Origin of the sequence: Streptomyces sp. NPDC051286, from assembly GCF_044455345.1 — a bacterium.
In the GTDB taxonomy this organism is placed as follows: domain Bacteria; phylum Actinomycetota; class Actinomycetes; order Streptomycetales; family Streptomycetaceae; genus Streptomyces.
Map to the genome: position 1 here is coordinate 42330 of NZ_JBITER010000033.1, position 14797 is coordinate 57126.

At 70.1% G+C, this 14797-nt stretch carries 19 protein-coding genes; 3 read left to right on the forward strand and 16 right to left on the reverse strand.

What is annotated here, in order from left to right:
* Nucleotides 1-56: 56 nt before the first annotated feature.
* Together ACIBB8_RS27375 and ACIBB8_RS27380 are read right to left on the reverse strand one after the other, a co-directional pair.
* Complete coding sequence (locus tag ACIBB8_RS27375) at nucleotides 57-1031, reverse strand: asparaginase (protein ID WP_398956494.1); 975 nt, start codon at nucleotides 1029-1031, stop codon at nucleotides 57-59.
* Between the two features lie 48 nt (nucleotides 1032-1079).
* A complete protein-coding gene (locus ACIBB8_RS27380) occupies nucleotides 1080-1700 on the reverse strand; it encodes an ABC transporter substrate-binding protein (protein WP_398956497.1) in 621 nt (206 codons plus the stop codon).
* 117 nt (nucleotides 1701-1817) lie between these two features.
* Between ACIBB8_RS27380 and dtd the strand changes: the two genes are divergently transcribed.
* Nucleotides 1818-2267, forward strand: coding sequence for a D-aminoacyl-tRNA deacylase (dtd, locus tag ACIBB8_RS27385; RefSeq protein ID WP_398956499.1), 450 nt, complete (start codon nucleotides 1818-1820; stop codon nucleotides 2265-2267).
* 46 nt (nucleotides 2268-2313) lie between these two features.
* Here dtd and ACIBB8_RS27390 read toward each other — a convergent pair whose 3' ends face one another.
* From ACIBB8_RS27390 to ACIBB8_RS27415, 6 genes are all read right to left on the reverse strand, one after another.
* Complete coding sequence (locus tag ACIBB8_RS27390; protein ID WP_398956501.1) at nucleotides 2314-3279, reverse strand: YgfZ/GcvT domain-containing protein; 966 nt, start codon at nucleotides 3277-3279, stop codon at nucleotides 2314-2316.
* A 220-nt stretch (nucleotides 3280-3499) separates the two neighbouring features.
* The gene (locus tag ACIBB8_RS27395) at nucleotides 3500-3982 is read right to left on the reverse strand and encodes a Fur family transcriptional regulator (protein ID WP_398956504.1); all 483 of its coding nucleotides are present in this window, start codon (nucleotides 3980-3982) and stop codon (nucleotides 3500-3502) included.
* Nucleotides 3983-4047: 65 nt separating this feature from the next.
* Nucleotides 4048-4620 (reverse strand): FABP family protein, encoded by a 573-nt coding sequence (locus ACIBB8_RS27400; RefSeq protein WP_037695873.1) that lies wholly within the window; start codon nucleotides 4618-4620, stop codon nucleotides 4048-4050.
* A gap of 273 nt (nucleotides 4621-4893) precedes the next feature.
* A complete protein-coding gene (locus ACIBB8_RS27405) occupies nucleotides 4894-5820 on the reverse strand; it encodes a hypothetical protein (RefSeq protein ID WP_398956506.1) in 927 nt (308 codons plus the stop codon).
* On the reverse strand, nucleotides 5817-6677 hold the full coding sequence (locus ACIBB8_RS27410) for a hypothetical protein (protein ID WP_398956509.1): 861 nt from the start codon (nucleotides 6675-6677) through the stop codon (nucleotides 5817-5819). The genes ACIBB8_RS27405 and ACIBB8_RS27410 overlap by 4 nt, the downstream gene beginning before the upstream one ends.
* Nucleotides 6674-7426 carry a hypothetical protein gene (locus ACIBB8_RS27415; protein ID WP_398956511.1) on the reverse strand — a complete coding sequence of 251 codons (753 nt, stop codon included), beginning with the start codon at nucleotides 7424-7426 and terminating at the stop codon, nucleotides 6674-6676. Before ACIBB8_RS27415 ends, ACIBB8_RS27410 begins: the two co-directional genes overlap by 4 nt.
* 232 nt (nucleotides 7427-7658) lie before the next feature.
* Between ACIBB8_RS27415 and ACIBB8_RS27420 the strand changes: the two genes are divergently transcribed.
* Nucleotides 7659-8021 carry a DsrE family protein gene (locus ACIBB8_RS27420; protein ID WP_398956513.1) on the forward strand — a complete coding sequence of 121 codons (363 nt, stop codon included), beginning with the start codon at nucleotides 7659-7661 and terminating at the stop codon, nucleotides 8019-8021.
* A 31-nt stretch (nucleotides 8022-8052) separates the two neighbouring features.
* On the opposite strand, the gene ACIBB8_RS27425 is transcribed toward ACIBB8_RS27420, so the two are convergent.
* From ACIBB8_RS27425 to ACIBB8_RS27460, 8 genes are all read right to left on the reverse strand, one after another.
* Nucleotides 8053-8313 carry a DUF3099 domain-containing protein gene (locus ACIBB8_RS27425; protein ID WP_366691807.1) on the reverse strand — a complete coding sequence of 87 codons (261 nt, stop codon included), beginning with the start codon at nucleotides 8311-8313 and terminating at the stop codon, nucleotides 8053-8055.
* Between the two features lie 146 nt (nucleotides 8314-8459).
* Nucleotides 8460-8747, reverse strand: a complete 288-nt coding sequence (locus ACIBB8_RS27430; protein ID WP_030925040.1) for a DUF1416 domain-containing protein — start codon at nucleotides 8745-8747, stop codon at nucleotides 8460-8462.
* 49 nt (nucleotides 8748-8796) lie between these two features.
* The gene (locus tag ACIBB8_RS27435; protein WP_398956516.1) at nucleotides 8797-9642 is read right to left on the reverse strand and encodes a sulfurtransferase; all 846 of its coding nucleotides are present in this window, start codon (nucleotides 9640-9642) and stop codon (nucleotides 8797-8799) included.
* Nucleotides 9643-9785: 143 nt separating this feature from the next.
* Nucleotides 9786-9893, reverse strand: a complete 108-nt coding sequence (locus tag ACIBB8_RS27440; protein WP_358860293.1) for a putative leader peptide — start codon at nucleotides 9891-9893, stop codon at nucleotides 9786-9788.
* 216 nt (nucleotides 9894-10109) lie between these two features.
* Nucleotides 10110-10799: a DUF2993 domain-containing protein gene (locus ACIBB8_RS27445; RefSeq protein ID WP_398956519.1), complete on the reverse strand. Its 690-nt coding sequence runs from the start codon at nucleotides 10797-10799 to the stop codon at nucleotides 10110-10112.
* Nucleotides 10800-10935: 136 nt separating this feature from the next.
* Nucleotides 10936-12462: a hypothetical protein gene (locus ACIBB8_RS27450; protein ID WP_398956521.1), complete on the reverse strand. Its 1527-nt coding sequence runs from the start codon at nucleotides 12460-12462 to the stop codon at nucleotides 10936-10938.
* A 10-nt stretch (nucleotides 12463-12472) separates the two neighbouring features.
* Nucleotides 12473-12727: a MoaD/ThiS family protein gene (locus ACIBB8_RS27455; protein WP_384137247.1), complete on the reverse strand. Its 255-nt coding sequence runs from the start codon at nucleotides 12725-12727 to the stop codon at nucleotides 12473-12475.
* A gap of 41 nt (nucleotides 12728-12768) precedes the next feature.
* The gene (locus ACIBB8_RS27460; protein ID WP_398956524.1) at nucleotides 12769-13662 is read right to left on the reverse strand and encodes an alpha/beta hydrolase family protein; all 894 of its coding nucleotides are present in this window, start codon (nucleotides 13660-13662) and stop codon (nucleotides 12769-12771) included.
* 314 nt (nucleotides 13663-13976) lie between these two features.
* On the opposite strand from ACIBB8_RS27460, the gene ACIBB8_RS27465 reads away from it, so the two are divergent.
* The gene (locus tag ACIBB8_RS27465) at nucleotides 13977-14777 is read left to right on the forward strand and encodes a response regulator transcription factor (protein WP_398956526.1); all 801 of its coding nucleotides are present in this window, start codon (nucleotides 13977-13979) and stop codon (nucleotides 14775-14777) included.
* The last annotated feature ends 20 nt before the right edge of the window (nucleotides 14778-14797 follow it).

Below are 14797 nucleotides of genomic sequence, written 5' to 3' on the forward strand. Positions count from 1 at the left end.
GTACGGGACGGGCCATGTCGCCAGGTTTTCCCGGCATCCCCGAGGGACCCGAACGGTCAGAACGCCGCCCGGATCACGCCCACTTCCGCGCCGCCGCCCAGCAGCGGCGCCCGGCCGATCCGGTCCACCACCGGGGCGTCGATGCCGAGCAGCTCCAGCGCCCTGGCCAGCACCGGGCCGAGCGCCCGCCCGCCACCGTCGTCGATCTTGAATGCCAGTGCCCGGCCGTCCGCCAGCGCCACCGCCTGGACCGCCTCCGCGCCCATCTTGGAGAGCGTGCCCGGCACTTCGCGCATCAGCCACGTGTCGGGGCGCCGGGTGCCCGCGACGTACTCCGGGTGGGCGCGCATCGCATCCGCCACCCGGCGCTCCGCGGTGCCCGCCTCGGCCAGCACGAACGAGCGGAACGCCCGCGCCAGACCGACCAGGCTGATCGCCATCAGCGGGGCCCCGCAGCCATCCGTACCCACGGCCGTGACCGGCTCGCCCGCCGCGTCCTCGACCGCCTGGTGGACCAGTTGCTGAAGCGGGTGGGCGGGGTCCAGATAGGTCGCCGGGTCCCAGCCGTTGCGTGCGCACACCGCGAGCATCGCCGCGTGCTTGCCGGAGCAGTTCATGGTGATCCGCTCGCGGACGGCGCCCGCAGCGAGATAGGTCTCCGCCTCCGCCGGGTCCAGCGGCAGATCGGGCGGGGTCTGCAGATCGTCCGGCGTCAGTCCGTGCTCGGCGAGCATCTTGCGTACGAGATCGAGGTGGAACCCCTCGCCGGAGTGGCTCGCAGCGGCCAGCGCCAGCCGTTCCCCGGAGAGGTCGAGCCCGGCCCGCAGCACGGCGGCGGCCTGCATCGGCTTGTTCGAGGAGCGCGGGAAGACCGCCGCGGCCGGGTCTCCCAGCGCCTGCTCCACACTGCCGTCGGCGGCCAGCACGACCAGCGAGCCCCGGTGGTGGCCTTCGACGAAGCCGGACCGTACGACCTCGGCCAGCACGGGCAGCGCGGGGGCCGCCGGGGATATGAAGGGGGTGGAGCTCATCGCGGCGGCCTTCCGGGGCTGTGCGGGACCCGCCCCGGAAGGATCGCTTCAGGTGAGCAGGTCGTCTACTTGTGCTTCCCCCTCACGGTACCTGCGGGCGATCTCCGCACTGCAATCGTCCGTGGTGCACTGCAGCTGGTGACGGCGGCGGGAGACCTGTTGTTCGTAGCGGACGAGCCGTCCCATCGCGGTGTGCAGCTCCGCGTCCGTACGGGCGTCGAGGTCGGAGAGTTCGACCTCGGCGAGTGTCTCGGCGGCCAGTCGGCGGAACTCGTCGCTCCGCGGCGTGGTCAGCGTCACGTGCCGGGCGGACGAGCGGTGCCGCGACGGGGTGTCGGCGAGGATTTCGGAGAGCCGGTCCACGACCGGTGTCTCGGGGTCCCGGCGGCGGGCCAGCTCGGCCCGCAGGATGTCGATCCGCCCCTGGACCAGACGGCGTACGTAACTGAGGTCTGCCTCATCGCGCTGCGCGTCGCGGCGCAGCGCGCGCAGTTCCGGCAGTCGCAGGGCGCCCAGCTCCGGCTGCGAGGGCCCGGGCAGGCCGTCGCCCGGGCCGGGACCGGTCCGCTGCACGGGCGGACGCATGGTGCTGGTACTCGTACTGGTACCGGCGGCGGCACGCGTGACCGATACGACACCGGGGGACTGCCCGGTTCCATATGTACTCATGCTCTGTCCATCCCCTCGACCGGTGCGTCGGCACACCACCTCCCGTGCATGGTGCCACCCCACACCGTGCCTATGCAGATGCTCTGTACCCGTTCAGCCCAAGATAGGTTGGTCTGTATGCGTGCGGTGATACAGAGAGTGGACGGCGCGAGCGTCACGGTGGCTGACGGCGCGAGCGACGGAAACGGGCCCGAGGTGGTCGGCGAAATCGTCGGCGAAGGGCTGTGTGTGCTGGTCGGAGTCACCCACGGGGACACCGCGGAGAAGGCGGCGCAGCTCGCCCGCAAGCTCTGGTCGGTGCGCATCCTGGAGGGTGAGAAGTCGTGCTCCGATGTGAATGCACCGCTTTTGGTGATTTCACAGTTCACTCTCTACGGGGACGCCCGGAAGGGTCGCAGGCCCACCTGGAACGCCGCGGCGCCCGGCGAGATCGCCGAACCGCTGGTCGACGAGGTGGTGGCGCAGCTGCGGGCGCTGGGCGCGCAGGTGGAGACGGGCCGGTTCGGAGCGGACATGCGCGTCTCGCTCACGAACCATGGCCCGTTCACCGTACTGATCGAGGTCTGAGCCGGGTTCGGCCGTGCGCGTCCGTAGACGGCCGCGCGTAGCGGATCTACGGCTCGACGACCGTCTCCTGGGCGGCCGCGGTGTCCCCCGCGAGTAGTTCCGCGTCCACCGCCACGTTCCGCTTGACCAGCGCCAGCGCGATCGGGCCCAGCTCGTGGTGGCGAGCGGACGTCGTGATGAAGCCGAGCTGACGCCCCTCCGCCCCGTCCGCCGCGAGCCGCACCGGGGTGCCGTGTCCGGGCAGGATCACGTCGCTGCCGTCCAGATGCAGGAAGACCAGCCGGCGCGGCGGCTTCCCCAGGTTCTGCACTCGGGCCACGGTCTCCTGACCGCGGTAGCAGCCCTTCTGGAGGTGGACGGCGGTGCCGATCCAGCCCAGCTCGTGCGGGATGGTGCGGTGGTCGGTCTCGAAGCCGAGCCGGGGGCGGTGAGCCTCGACGCGCAGCGCCTCGTAGGCCAGGATGCCGGCCACCGGGCCGTTCTCGGCGGCGTAGGTCTCCAGGTCGGCGCGGGGCAGGAACAGGTCACGGCCGTGCGGTGCCTCCCGTACGGTGACGCCCTCGGGGACCTCCGCGATGGAGCCGGCCGGCAGGTGCACGACGGCGAAGTCCTCGGTGCGGTCGGCGACCTCCACCCGGTAGAAGAACTTCATCGAATCCAGATAGGCGATCAGGTCGCCTTGGGTGCCCGGTTCGACGTGCATCCACACCGTCTCGCCGTCGTCGACGAGATAGAGGGCGTGCTCGATGTGCCCGTGCGAGGTGAGGATCAGCGCCTCGGTGGCCTCCCCCGGAGCGAGTTCGCTGACGTGCTGGGTGATCAGCAGGTGCAGCCAGGCCAGCCGGTCGCTACCGGTAACGGTGACGACGCCGCGGTGCGAGAGGTCGACGAGGCCGGTGCCGTCGGCGAGGGCTCGCTGCTCGCGGAACAAGTCTCCGTAGTGCGCGGCGACACCTTCGTCGCGGCCCTCGGCGGGGACGGCGCCGGGCAGGGACAGCAGGGGGCTCTTCATGCGACCAGCGTACGACTCGGTTTACGGCCTCCCCTGCGGTAGGGAGTGGATCAGCGAGCGGCGTGCGGCTTCGATGGCAAGGCGGAGGACGGAGTCGACGCGGAGCGTCGGTGACCGACGACAACGCGGAAGGGGGTCCCTCCCTGCTTGAGCGAAGCCGAGAGCTTGGGGGAGGAGTCGCAGGGCGTCGGGAGCCCACTCCCTACCGCGGGGGAGGCCGTTACCGCGCGGACGCGGGCGGCCAGGGCCGATCGGCCGCCCGATCGCCCGGCTCACCGGCCGCCGCCTTCGCCATGCAGTCGGCGCAGCGGCCGAAGATCGCGAAGTGCTTCATGTCGGTCTCGAAGCCGAAACTGTCCCGCAGCTTCGTGGTGAATTCGGCGACGACGTCGACATCGGCCTCGATGATGTCCTCGCAGTCCCGGCAGACCAGATGGATGTGGTGGTGGCGGTCGGCCAGGTGGTACGTCGGTGCCCCGTGCCCCAGATGGGCATGGCTGACCAGCTGAAGCTCCTCCAGGAGCTCCAGGGTGCGGTAGACGGTCGAGATGTTCACACCGGACGCCGTCCGGCGCACCTCGGCGAGGATGTCGTCGGGCGTCGCGTGTTCCAGTGTGTCGACGGCTTCCAGGACAAGCTGCCGCTGCGGCGTCAGCCGATAGCCGCGCTGTCGAAGATCGGTCTTCCAGTCGGTGCTCACCACAGGCCCAGTGTAGGACCGGGTGAGCCCCTGACCGCTGGTCGTGCGCGTGCCTGGGAGCCGTGCGGCTACTTGAAGAACGCGATGCCGTCGTCCGGCAGGTCGCCGAGGCTCTTCGCCATCGCCTCGACCTCTTCCGGGGTGACGACCTTCTTCAGGTGCGCCGACATGTACGGGCGCAGCTCCACGTCGGGGGTGGCCTTCTCCCCGACCCACATCAGGTCACTGTTCACATAGCCGTAGAGGCGCTTGCCGCCGTTGTACGGGCCGGAGGCCGCGGTGCGGGCCACCGCGTCGGTGACCAGGTCGATCTGCGGCTTCTGGTGGGCGAGCTCGCCGTACCAGATCTCGATGACCCCCTGGTCGCGGACCATGACGACCTCGACCTTGCGGTCCTTGTCGATGCGCCAGTAGCCGGACTCGGTCTCCAGCGGCTTGACCTTGTTGCCCTCGGCGTCGAGCACCCAGGAATGCGAGACGTACTCCAGGAAGTCCCGGCCGTCGTGGCTGAAGGAGACTTCCTGGCCGAAGTTGCACTTCTCGGCGCCGGGGAAGTCGGAGACACCCGCGCCCGCCCAGTTGCCGAGCAGGAAGGCAAGCGGGACGAGGTCCGGGTGGAGGTCGGACGGGATCTCGATCATGAGCGGCTCAGACGATCTGTGAGGGAGTGGTGAGTGGTGCGGACTCGGGTCAGCGCTGGCCCTGGTACAGCTTCTTCACGGTCAGGGCCGCGAAGGCAAGAACGCCGACGCAGACCAGAACCAGCAGGGTGGTGAAGAATGCCTCAAGCACGGGAGCTCCTCGGACGAGCGATAACGAGCGGTATGGCGGCAATACGGGGCCGAGCCCCAGCCTAATGGGTAGGGGCCCGGCGCGACGGTTCGGGGCGTGCCGAGGGCTCCCCGGCGTGCGGGTCAGCCCAGCAGCTGGTTCTGCAGGATCAGCGTCTGGTGGAACGGGACGCGTTCCGTGCCGGCCTTCCCCTTGCGGGACTGGATGACGAGGGCGAGCGTGTCGCCGGAGAGCACATATGCGTGGCGGACCTGCTCGGAACCGTACGGCTTGTGCTCGGCGTACACAGAGGCCGCGGTGTTTTCCACCTGCCCGCTGCCCGACCACGTCTCGTCGAAGTCCGTACGGGGCGACCCGCTGAGCTGAGCACCGATGGACGAGTTCTCGGAGGTCTCGTCCCGGAACGCCTCGGCGAACGCTGTCGAGTTGAACTGGAGCAGATAGATCCGGGACGAGGTGCCGTCCGGCATGGTCCAGCCGCGCGCCGCGATGTGACGCAGCGCGGAGTCCTTCAGCACCTGCCCCAGCTCGGCACGCTTGCCCCTCTCGTATACGGAGAGGTACTGCGCCGTGCTCACCCACCCACCGGTGAGTTTCTTGTCCGCCGTTGCTCCGGCCGGGGCCGGCAGCAGGAGCTTCCGCAGGTCTGCGTGGTGGACCTCGGCGACATTGCCGTCGTTGAACGGGCGCGGCGAACCGGCCGGGAGGGCGGGCAGGCTCAGCTCCGGGTAGTCCCAGCGGCCGTCCGTCTCCGTGGCCAGACCCGGTACGTCGGTGCGCTCCATCGAGGTGATACCGAGCGCCGTACCGGTGCCCAGACCGCCGAGCACCAGCATGGCAGCGGTCCAGCGGGCAACAGCCCGCAGAACGCGACGGGGCGGCTCCGGGGCCGGGAGGGGCTCCGCGGCCGGTCCGGGCTGCCCCGTGAGCGGCACGGGCTCCGCGGCCGGTACGGGCTCCGCCGCTGCCGCCGGGAGCTCCTGCTCCGGGGCCGACCGCTCCTCGGCCGGGGCCGGCGCGGGGGTCGGTGCCGCCGTCTGCTCGGTCATACGTACTCCCCCGGCGATGTGATGTGGTTGAGCTGGTCCTTCAGCAATTCCGCGACGGCCGTCCTGTCGATGGGCTTGGTGCCGGACGCGGAGACGGCGATGCTCAGCTCCCCGTCGTACGCCTGGCACCAGATGTTCTCGATGCGGTCCTCGCTGTCCCTGGGCGACAGGAAGCACGTGGCGTTCCTTCTGTGGCCGTCGATCGTCGGACCCTCGCGGAAACTGCCGAAGGAGTCGAAGACACCGGTCCGGAAGGTGTAGAGGTCCCGAACGGCCTTCTTGTCCTTCATCCGTGTGATCTGGACGTCCACCAGGAGGTTGTTGTTGTTGTCCGACGTGTGGTCGATGATGTCCGACGTGTACGAACGGAGGGCGACTCCCTGGATGTGGAGCTGGTCGACCCTCCGGTCGAGCGCACGGCGCTCCCTGCCCGCGAGTCCGCGGTTGCTCTCCTTCAGCGCGGCGGTGGCCTTCCTGCCGCTGAGCTCGCTGTCGTTGCCGTTCTCCCCGATGTCCGGACCGAGCCGGTATCCGCTGGGCACAGGCAGCAGGAGCTTGCTGAGCTCGGTGGTGGCCCTGCCGCGGCCGATCTCGCCGGCCGGGTCCTTGGACGCCTTGTGCGAGGACTCCGCCCAGAGTGTGGTCTTCACGCCGCGGTCAGCATGGTCGACCGTGATCTTCGTGTACGTGGCGGCGCCGCTGACGGCGCCGATCACCAGCACGGCCGCAAGGACTGCGGGAATCATCCGGCGGGTCCTGCCGGGCCGGTCCGGCGCCGCCGGAAGGAGAGGCGCGTCGGGGGTGCCGGCGTCGGCGGTCTCCGGGCCATTCCGGTCGGAGGTGGTCTCGTCGCTCACAGGCGCTCCAACTGTCGCTCAGCCAGCATCCGGATGTCCTTCTTGCTGATCGGCCGGGTATCGAACATGTTGATCTCGGCCATGATGTCGCCGCGCTGCACGACAGCCCTGGCCCGGTAGAGCGGCAGATAGCCCGGCTTCAGACGGGCCTTGTACACGGAGCAGCGGCCGTTGCCGCTGCCCTTGAGCGGGTCGCTGTCCACAACGTCACCGTCGCCGGTCATGTACAGCAGCTGATCCTCGGCGTGGTCGGCGGCCCCTGTTCGCATACCTGAGCGGAACTGGACAAGCCGGACATTGGCCGTGCGGTACCGGCCTTTCGTCCAGGAAGCGGCGGCGACACGGCGGATGTCGGATCCGATGAGGTACTCGAACGCCTTGTCCGGGTGCTCGAAGTCGCGGGCGTACGTGTCCACGCCCATCCAGCCGTCGTTCAGGCGCGGCTGCTTCTGGTCGTTCCAGCCCGACGGCCTGTCGATGAGCAGCTCACGCAGATCGCCGTCCGTCTTCAGCTGCCGGTCCTGCGACACGGGCAGCGGGTCCGGGACCTTGTCCGCGGGCAGCGCCTTCGCCGGGTAGGCGAGGTCGCGCTGCGACAGGGCGGGCAGCGGTGTCGGTGCGCGGTCCGCCTGCACGCCGTAACCGACGGCGGTGCCGCCGGCGATCCCGAGCACCGCGGCGGCGGCGATCAGCAGGGCCGTACGGCCACGGGGTCGCGGCTTGACGGGCGCCGAAACGGGACCGGGCACGGGCCCGGCAACAGGAGCCGGAACGACTGCGGGTGGTGCTGCGGGCGGCTCTATGGCCTGGACCGCCACCTCGACCTGCACGGGAGGCTCGGCCGGCCCGTCAGGAATGGTGTCTTTCGGTTCCAAAATGGGTCCCCCCACGAGACCTGAGGCGCAGATTCCATTACCTGCGCACCCAACTGACCCATGGCGGTGGGGTGGGGTTGTGCGGCCGACGATTACAGTTCGGCATATGCCGAAGAAGCTCGTGATCAAGGTGACCGCAGGTGCCGATTCCGCCGAGCGCTGCTCGCAGGCGTTCACGGTGGCGGCGGTCGCCGTCGCCAGCGGTGTCGAGGTCTCGCTCTGGCTGACCGGCGAATCCAGCTGGTTCGCCCTGCCGGGCCGCGCCGCCGAGTTCGACCTTCCGCACGCCGCACCGCTGCCGGACCTGATCGAGTCGATTCAGGCGGGCGGCCTGATCACCCTCTGCACCCAGTGCGCGGCTCGGCGCGACATCACCGAGAACGACGTACTGAAAGGCGTACGGATCGCGGGTGCCCAGGTCTTCGTCAGCGAGGTCATGGCGGACGGCGTCCAGGCCCTCGTCTACTGACGGTTCTTCCTGCCGACGGCAGACAGTTCTGCTACTGGCGGCGCTTCTTGCCGTCGAGCTCGTCCCACCACTCGTCCGACTGCGGGTCACCGGACGGATCGTCCCACCAGCGGTCCTCCGGCCCCCGCCGGTTGGCGACCATCGCCGCGACGGGCGGGATGACCATGGCGACCACGCACATTCCGACGGCGACGGGCATCGACCAGAGCCGCACGAAGGCCCAGGCGGAGACGAAAAGGACGATGCATCCGCCCATCATCAGGAAATAGCGGCGACGACGCCGGGCGTACATAGCTCAAGCGTAGGCCCGATGCCGGCCTGTGCGCCCGGCACGAACGGGCCCGCGCACACCTGGTGGACGGCGCGAAGGGCCGTACCCCGGTTCAGAAGGCGTCCAACCCCCTGGGGTACGGCCCTCCGGCCGATCTGTGCCGCGGATCAGACGGCGATGGCCACCTCGGAGAGGCCACCGGTCTGCGCGACGACCGTGCGGTCGGCGCTGCCGCCCGGGACGAGGGCGCGCACCGTCCAGGTGCCCTCGGCCGCGTAGAAGCGGAACTGTCCGGTCGCCGAGGTCGGGACCTCCGCGGTGAACTCGCCGGTCGAGTCCAGCAGACGGACGTAACCGGTCACCGGCTCGCCGTCGCGGGTCACGCTGCCCTGGATCGTGGTCTCACCGGGCTTGATGGTCGAGGCGTCGGGGCCGCCGGCCTTTGCTCCACACATGGTGTTCTGTCCTTCTGGTCGGGGTCGGGCTGGTCCAGGTCGTGCGGAGTTACTTGTTGGCGCCGAGCTCGATCGGCACACCGACGAGGGAGCCGTACTCGGTCCACGAACCGTCGTAGTTCCTGACGTTCTCCTGGCCGAGCAGCTGGTGCAGCACGAACCAGGTCAGGGCGGAGCGCTCACCGATGCGGCAGTACGCGATGGTGTCCTTCGACAGGTCGACCTGCTCGTTCTCGTAGAGGGCCTTGAGCTCGTCGTCCGACTTGAAGGTGCCGTCGTCGTTGGCGTTCTTCGACCACGGGATGTTGCGCGCGGTCGGGATGTGGCCCGGACGCTGCGACTGCTCCTGCGGGAGGTGCGCCGGGGCGAGCAGCTTGCCGCTGAACTCGTCGGGCGAACGCACGTCGACCAGGTTCTGGTTGCCGATCGCCGCCACGACGTCGTCGCGGTAGGCGCGGATCGACTGGTCCTGTGCCTGGGCCTTGTACTGGGTGGCCGGACGGGACGGGATCTGGTCGCCGTCGACCAGGTCGCGGGAGTCGAGCTCCCACTTCTTGCGGCCGCCGTCGAGCAGACGGACGTCCTGGTGACCGTAGAGCTTGAAGTACCAGAACGCGTAGGACGCGAACCAGTTGTTGTTGCCGCCGTAGAGCACGACCGTGGTGTCGTTGCCGATGCCCTTCCCGGACAGGAGCTTCTCGAAGCCGGCCTGGTCGATGAAGTCACGGCGGACCGGGTCCTGGAGGTCCTTGGTCCAGTCGATCCGGATCGCGTTCTTGATGTGGTTCTTCTCGTATGCCGAGGTGTCCTCGTCGACCTCGACCAGAGCAACCTTCGGGTCGTCGATGTGGGCCTCGACCCAGTCGGCGTCTACGAGGACGTCACTGCGGCTCATTCTTTTCTCCTCCGGGGCAGTCTGCGGCGAGATGGTGCGGGGTGCGGATGTACGGGGCGCATTTCTGCGCGTACACACGTGCACGGAAATGGGCCCTGGCAGCGGTCGAAGGGCCGGGGGAATGCGGGATGCGACGATCCCGCTCAGACAGTGCGACAGAGCATGGCGGCGACGCGGCACAGGTCTACTGCCCGCCGCTTCGTGAGATCCGCGTGGCCCCGCTGACGGAGGCCGCTGATAGAGCACTGCATGGCACCGATCGTAGGGACGTACGGGCGGACATGTCACCGGTGTGTCGCATCATGAGACGCGATCGTCCGCAATGCGGGATGGTGGAGCGATCGCGGCGCCGCCCGGACCGGCACCGGGAAGAGCGCGCCGTTCGGTCATCTGCGGATCGGACGGGTCTGTCTCACTATGTGGCGCAGCGGCTGTGGAATGCCCTACCCAGCCTGCACGCGGTTCAGCTATCCCGCGAGCCGGATGTCCGAACCCGTCACCGAGATCTCCAGACCGTCCTTCGTCGGCTCGATCCGCTGCAGCTTCAGCCCGCTCGGCAGGGCGCCGATCTCACGCTCGAAGTCGGTCTTCCTGCGCACCAGGCCTTCGAGTCCGGGGATGCCCTCGCCCGGGACCCTGTCCGCGTGCACCCGTACGGTGCGGCCGTCGACGAGGGTGACGGTGGAGGTCACGCTGCGCGTGAGGGTTCGGCCGAGGATGTCGATGGCGCCGGTCACCTTCACCTTGCCGTTGCCGCCGTACTCGACGACGACGCCGTCGCCGGCCGCGTGCGTCAGATCCTCGTACGAGACGGTCGCCGTGCCCGTGGCCCGGGCGGCGGTGGCGCTGGAGAAGCCGTCGGCCAGCGTGACGTCGTGGAGTTCGGCGTTCATCTCGCTGATCCGGATCCTGCGCCCGTCGGCGGCGGTCTCGATACCGGTGAGCTTGATGTCGACCTGGTCGAGCGCCGATCCCGCGACCTGGGTCAGAAAGGGGAAACCCTTGATGGAGACGTCCGTGGAGTCGACCGTGCCCCCGGTGACCTCGACCCGGCCCGCCGCCTCGGACTCGGCCACGTACACCGCGACCCGGTCGACGACGATGAAGATGCCCCCCAGGACCACCACGATGACCAGCAGTACTCTCAGTGCACGCATGCCCGTTCTTCCCCCCACCCTGCGTCCGCCCGGACCCCCCGGCGCCCGTGAGCCTGCTGCGGCTGCACGGCACGCCCGGGGTGATCGACGAGCCGGGGCCCCTCCGCGGTTCCCGGTCCGCGGCGGGCCTCGCGGGTCAGGAGACCGCGTGGCCGATCAGATACACGGCGGGGGCCGCGGCGGTGAGCGGCAGCGCCACCCCGGCCGTCATGTGCACAAAACGTGACGGGTAGTCGTAGCTCGCCACCCGCAGCCCGATCAGTGCGCAGCCACCGGCCGCGAGCCCGAGGAAGGCACCCTTCGCGCCGAGGTCGGTGAGCCCACCGACCGTGACACCGGCACCCGCGGCGGCGAGCAGCGCCACCACGACCGAGGCGGGTCCGGGCAGCGGCAGCGCCCGGACGAGCACGGCGACCGCGACAGCCACACAGCCGGCCGTCACGGCGTCCGGCGCCGCCGCGAGATGCCCGGCGGCGAGGATCGCCAGGGCAGCCGAGGCGACGGTGGCCATCAGCCCGTACATCCGCTCGTCGGCGCCCGCGTGGCTGCGCAGCTGCAGGACGACGGTGAGCAGCACCCAGATGCCGAGGGTGCCGAGGATCGCCGCCGGGGCGTTCTCCCGGCCCGCGACGAGCAGCACGACATCGGCGACGAACCCGCCGGCGAAGGCGAGCGCGATGCCCTGCCGGGCGGGCCACATACCGTTGAGCCGGAACCAGCCGGCGGCGGTCACGGCCTGGAGGAGCACCAGCGGTACGAAGAGTGCGTACTGCCCGATCACGGCACCGAGGGCGAGCAGTAGCCCGAGCCCCGCGGTGATCGCCGCCGGCTGCATCCCCGGCGCGATGATCGGCGAACGGCCCTCGGCGCGGGCGCGCTGGGCGTCGGTGATGCGGCTGTTGCCCAGGGTGGTGGGCGCGCTGTAGCCGGAGGCGTCGCGCGCGGCCGCCGCGTCCGGGGCCGGTGCGGCCGGGGCGGCGGCCGGGACCTCGGGGGGCAGCGGGTACGAGCCGGAGGCGCCGTGCGGGACCGGATATCCGGCGGGGCCGGTGGTGGCCGCGACGGGCTGCTGCGGCGCCTGCGCCGGGTACGGCTGCTCGTGCTGGGGCTGCTGGGGCTGCTCGTACTGCGCCTGCTCGTGCTGCGGCTGCTGGGGCTGCTCGTACTGCGCCTGCTCGTGCCGCGGCTGCTGGGGCTGCGGCTGCTGGGGCTGCTCGTACTGCGGCTGCTCGTACCGCGGCTGCTGGGGCTGCCCATACTGCGCCTGCTCGTACTGCGGCTGCTCGTACTGCGGCTGCTGGGGCTGCTGGGGCTGCTGGGGCTGCTGGGGCTGCTCGTACTGCTGCAGCTCGTACTGGGGCTGCTCGTACTGCTGGGCGTAGGGCTGCCCGTACTGCTGCTGCGCATACTGCTGCGACTGTTCGTACTGGGGCTGCTGCGGCTGCGGCGTCGACGGGACGGCCGGCTGGTACTGGGTGTCCCAGGTCTGGCCCTCCCAGGTCTGTGCGAGCCCGGGGTCCTGGAACGCCTGGTTCGGGTCATACGGGACCTGCTGCCCGTACGACTGCGGTTCCTGGCCGTTTCCGTATCCGTTTCCGTATCCGTGACCGGTCCCGGTCCCGGGCCCCTGTCCGTACGGATGCTGCTGATCTCTGTTGCTCATGTGCTGCGGTTCACCCTCCTGCGAACGGCGGGAGCACCTCGACCGTGCCGCCCTCGGCAAGGCGTACGGTCTCATGGCTGCGGGTACCCACGGGGTCACCGTCGATCAGGAACGAGCACCGTTTCAGCACTCGGGTGAGCTCACCGGGGTGCCGCTCGCGCACCGCGTCGAGCGCCTCGGCGAGCGTCGCGGCTGCGTACGGCTCCTCCGCGGTCCCGGCGGCGGCCTTGGCGGCGGCCCAGTAGCGGATGGTTCCCGCTGGCATGGCGACGCTCCCTTCGTCTCGCGTCAGCTGTCCATGATGAATCACTCCGCCACCGCCCAGTCCGCGATCCGGGTGAGCAAGCTCTCGTCCGCCGCGTTCTCGGCGTGCCCCATGCCGCTCCGCAGCCACAGCTCCGCACCGCCCTGGGCCGCGTCGGCCAGCATGCGAGGGTGGTCGAGCGGGAAGTAGGGATCCTGGTCGCCGTGCACGATGAGCAGCGGCGCCGGGGCGATCAGCGGGACCGCCTCGACCGGGGAGAGCGGCACGGGGTCCCATTCCTTGCGGTCGATCCGGGTGCCGAAGACGTACCGGCCGACCAGCCGGCCGGTGGGCCGGGTCACCACCCAGTGCAGGCGCCGCATCGGGGCCGTACCCCGGTAGTACCAACGGGCGGGAGCACTCACAGCCACCACCGCGTCCGCGTGCGCTTCGATCCGCCCCCCGCGCGCGGGAACCGGAGGCGCGAGCCGTGCGGTGTCCGGAGAGGTCCCGGGAGCCGTGTACAGCGCCCCGTGCCGGAGCACCACGGACCCGCCCATCGAGAACCCGACCGTCACCACCCGCCGGTGTCCGAGCGAGCGCGCCCACGCCACCGCGGCCGCCAGATCCAGCACCTCACGGTCACCGACCGTCGACCGGCCACCGGAACCTCCGTGCCCCCGGAAGGAGAACGTGATCACGGCAGCACGCTGGGCGAACACCCCCGCCGCGCGCCGCACGGCGGGCCGGTCCAGCGAACCGGTGAATCCGTGCGCGACCACGATCGCCGGGCCCGCGTCCCCGGCATCGGCGCCGGGGGCGGCACCCGTCGTACACGGTTCGTACACCGCCTCGATCGGCAGCCCGTCATCCGTCCGCAATGTGGTGCGCCGGGCTCCCGGCGTGATCAAGCAAACAGAAGAACTGCGAAACGAACTCTCGGACACAGAACTCATGTGGGCTATTCTGCTGGGAAGAGGATCCGGGCAATGCAGCCCCCGGGTCCTTTTGTGCTTTACACGCGTTGTTACGACGACGTTTCGACAAGCTCAGCGGTCCCAGGGCGCGGGGCCGCACCGTTAAAGCACACGTATGACAATCGTCGTACGGCAGCAGCACGACAAACGTACGAAGAAGTGCCGCAGATCTCCCCCGGGCCCCACCCGGGAGTGCCCCTCTCGCAGGGAACGAGGAGGACCGACGTAATGGGCGAGCAAGGCAAGCACATCGTGCACGATCACCGACCGACGACCCGGGCAGGTGGGCGGCGATGAGTTCACTGTTGCTTCTGACCAACGCTCTTCAGCCGTCGACGGAGGTGCTTCCCGCCCTCGGTCTCCTGCTGCACAGCGTGCGCGTGGCCCCCGCCGAGGGGCCCGCTCTCGTCGACACGCCGGGTGCCGACGTCATCCTGGTCGACGGCCGCCGCGACCTGCCGCAGGTGCGCTCGCTGTGCCAGCTGCTGCGGTCCACCGGACCTGGCTGTCCGCTGATACTCGTCGTGACGGAGGGCGGTCTCGCAGCCGTCACCGCCGACTGGGGCATCGACGACGTGCTGCTGGACACTGCGGGACCGGCCGAGGTCGAGGCCCGGCTGCGGCTGGCCACCGGCCGGCAGCAGCTCACCTCCGCCGACTCCCCGATGGAGATCCGCAGCGGTGATCTCTCGGTCGACGAGGCGACCTACAGCGCAAAACTGAAGGGCCGGGTCCTCGACCTGACCTTCAAGGAATTCGAACTGCTCAAGTACCTCGCCCAGCACCCGGGCCGCGTCTTCACCCGCGCCCAGCTGCTGCAGGAGGTCTGGGGCTACGACTACTTCGGCGGTACCCGGACGGTCGATGTCCATGTCCGGCGGCTGCGCGCCAAGCTCGGCCCCGAGCACGAGTCGCTGATCGGCACGGTCCGCAACGTCGGCTACCGCTTCGTCGCACCGGAGAAGGTGGAGCGCGCCGCCGAGGGGCCGAAGTCCCGGGCGGCGAAGGCGGCCGCCGAACCACCCACCCGTTCGGAGCAGCCCTCCGCGGCCGAGGTCGTGGAAGATGCCCCGGTCCGGCCTGCCGGCAGGTAGGTCCATCCGCGTAGACTGCC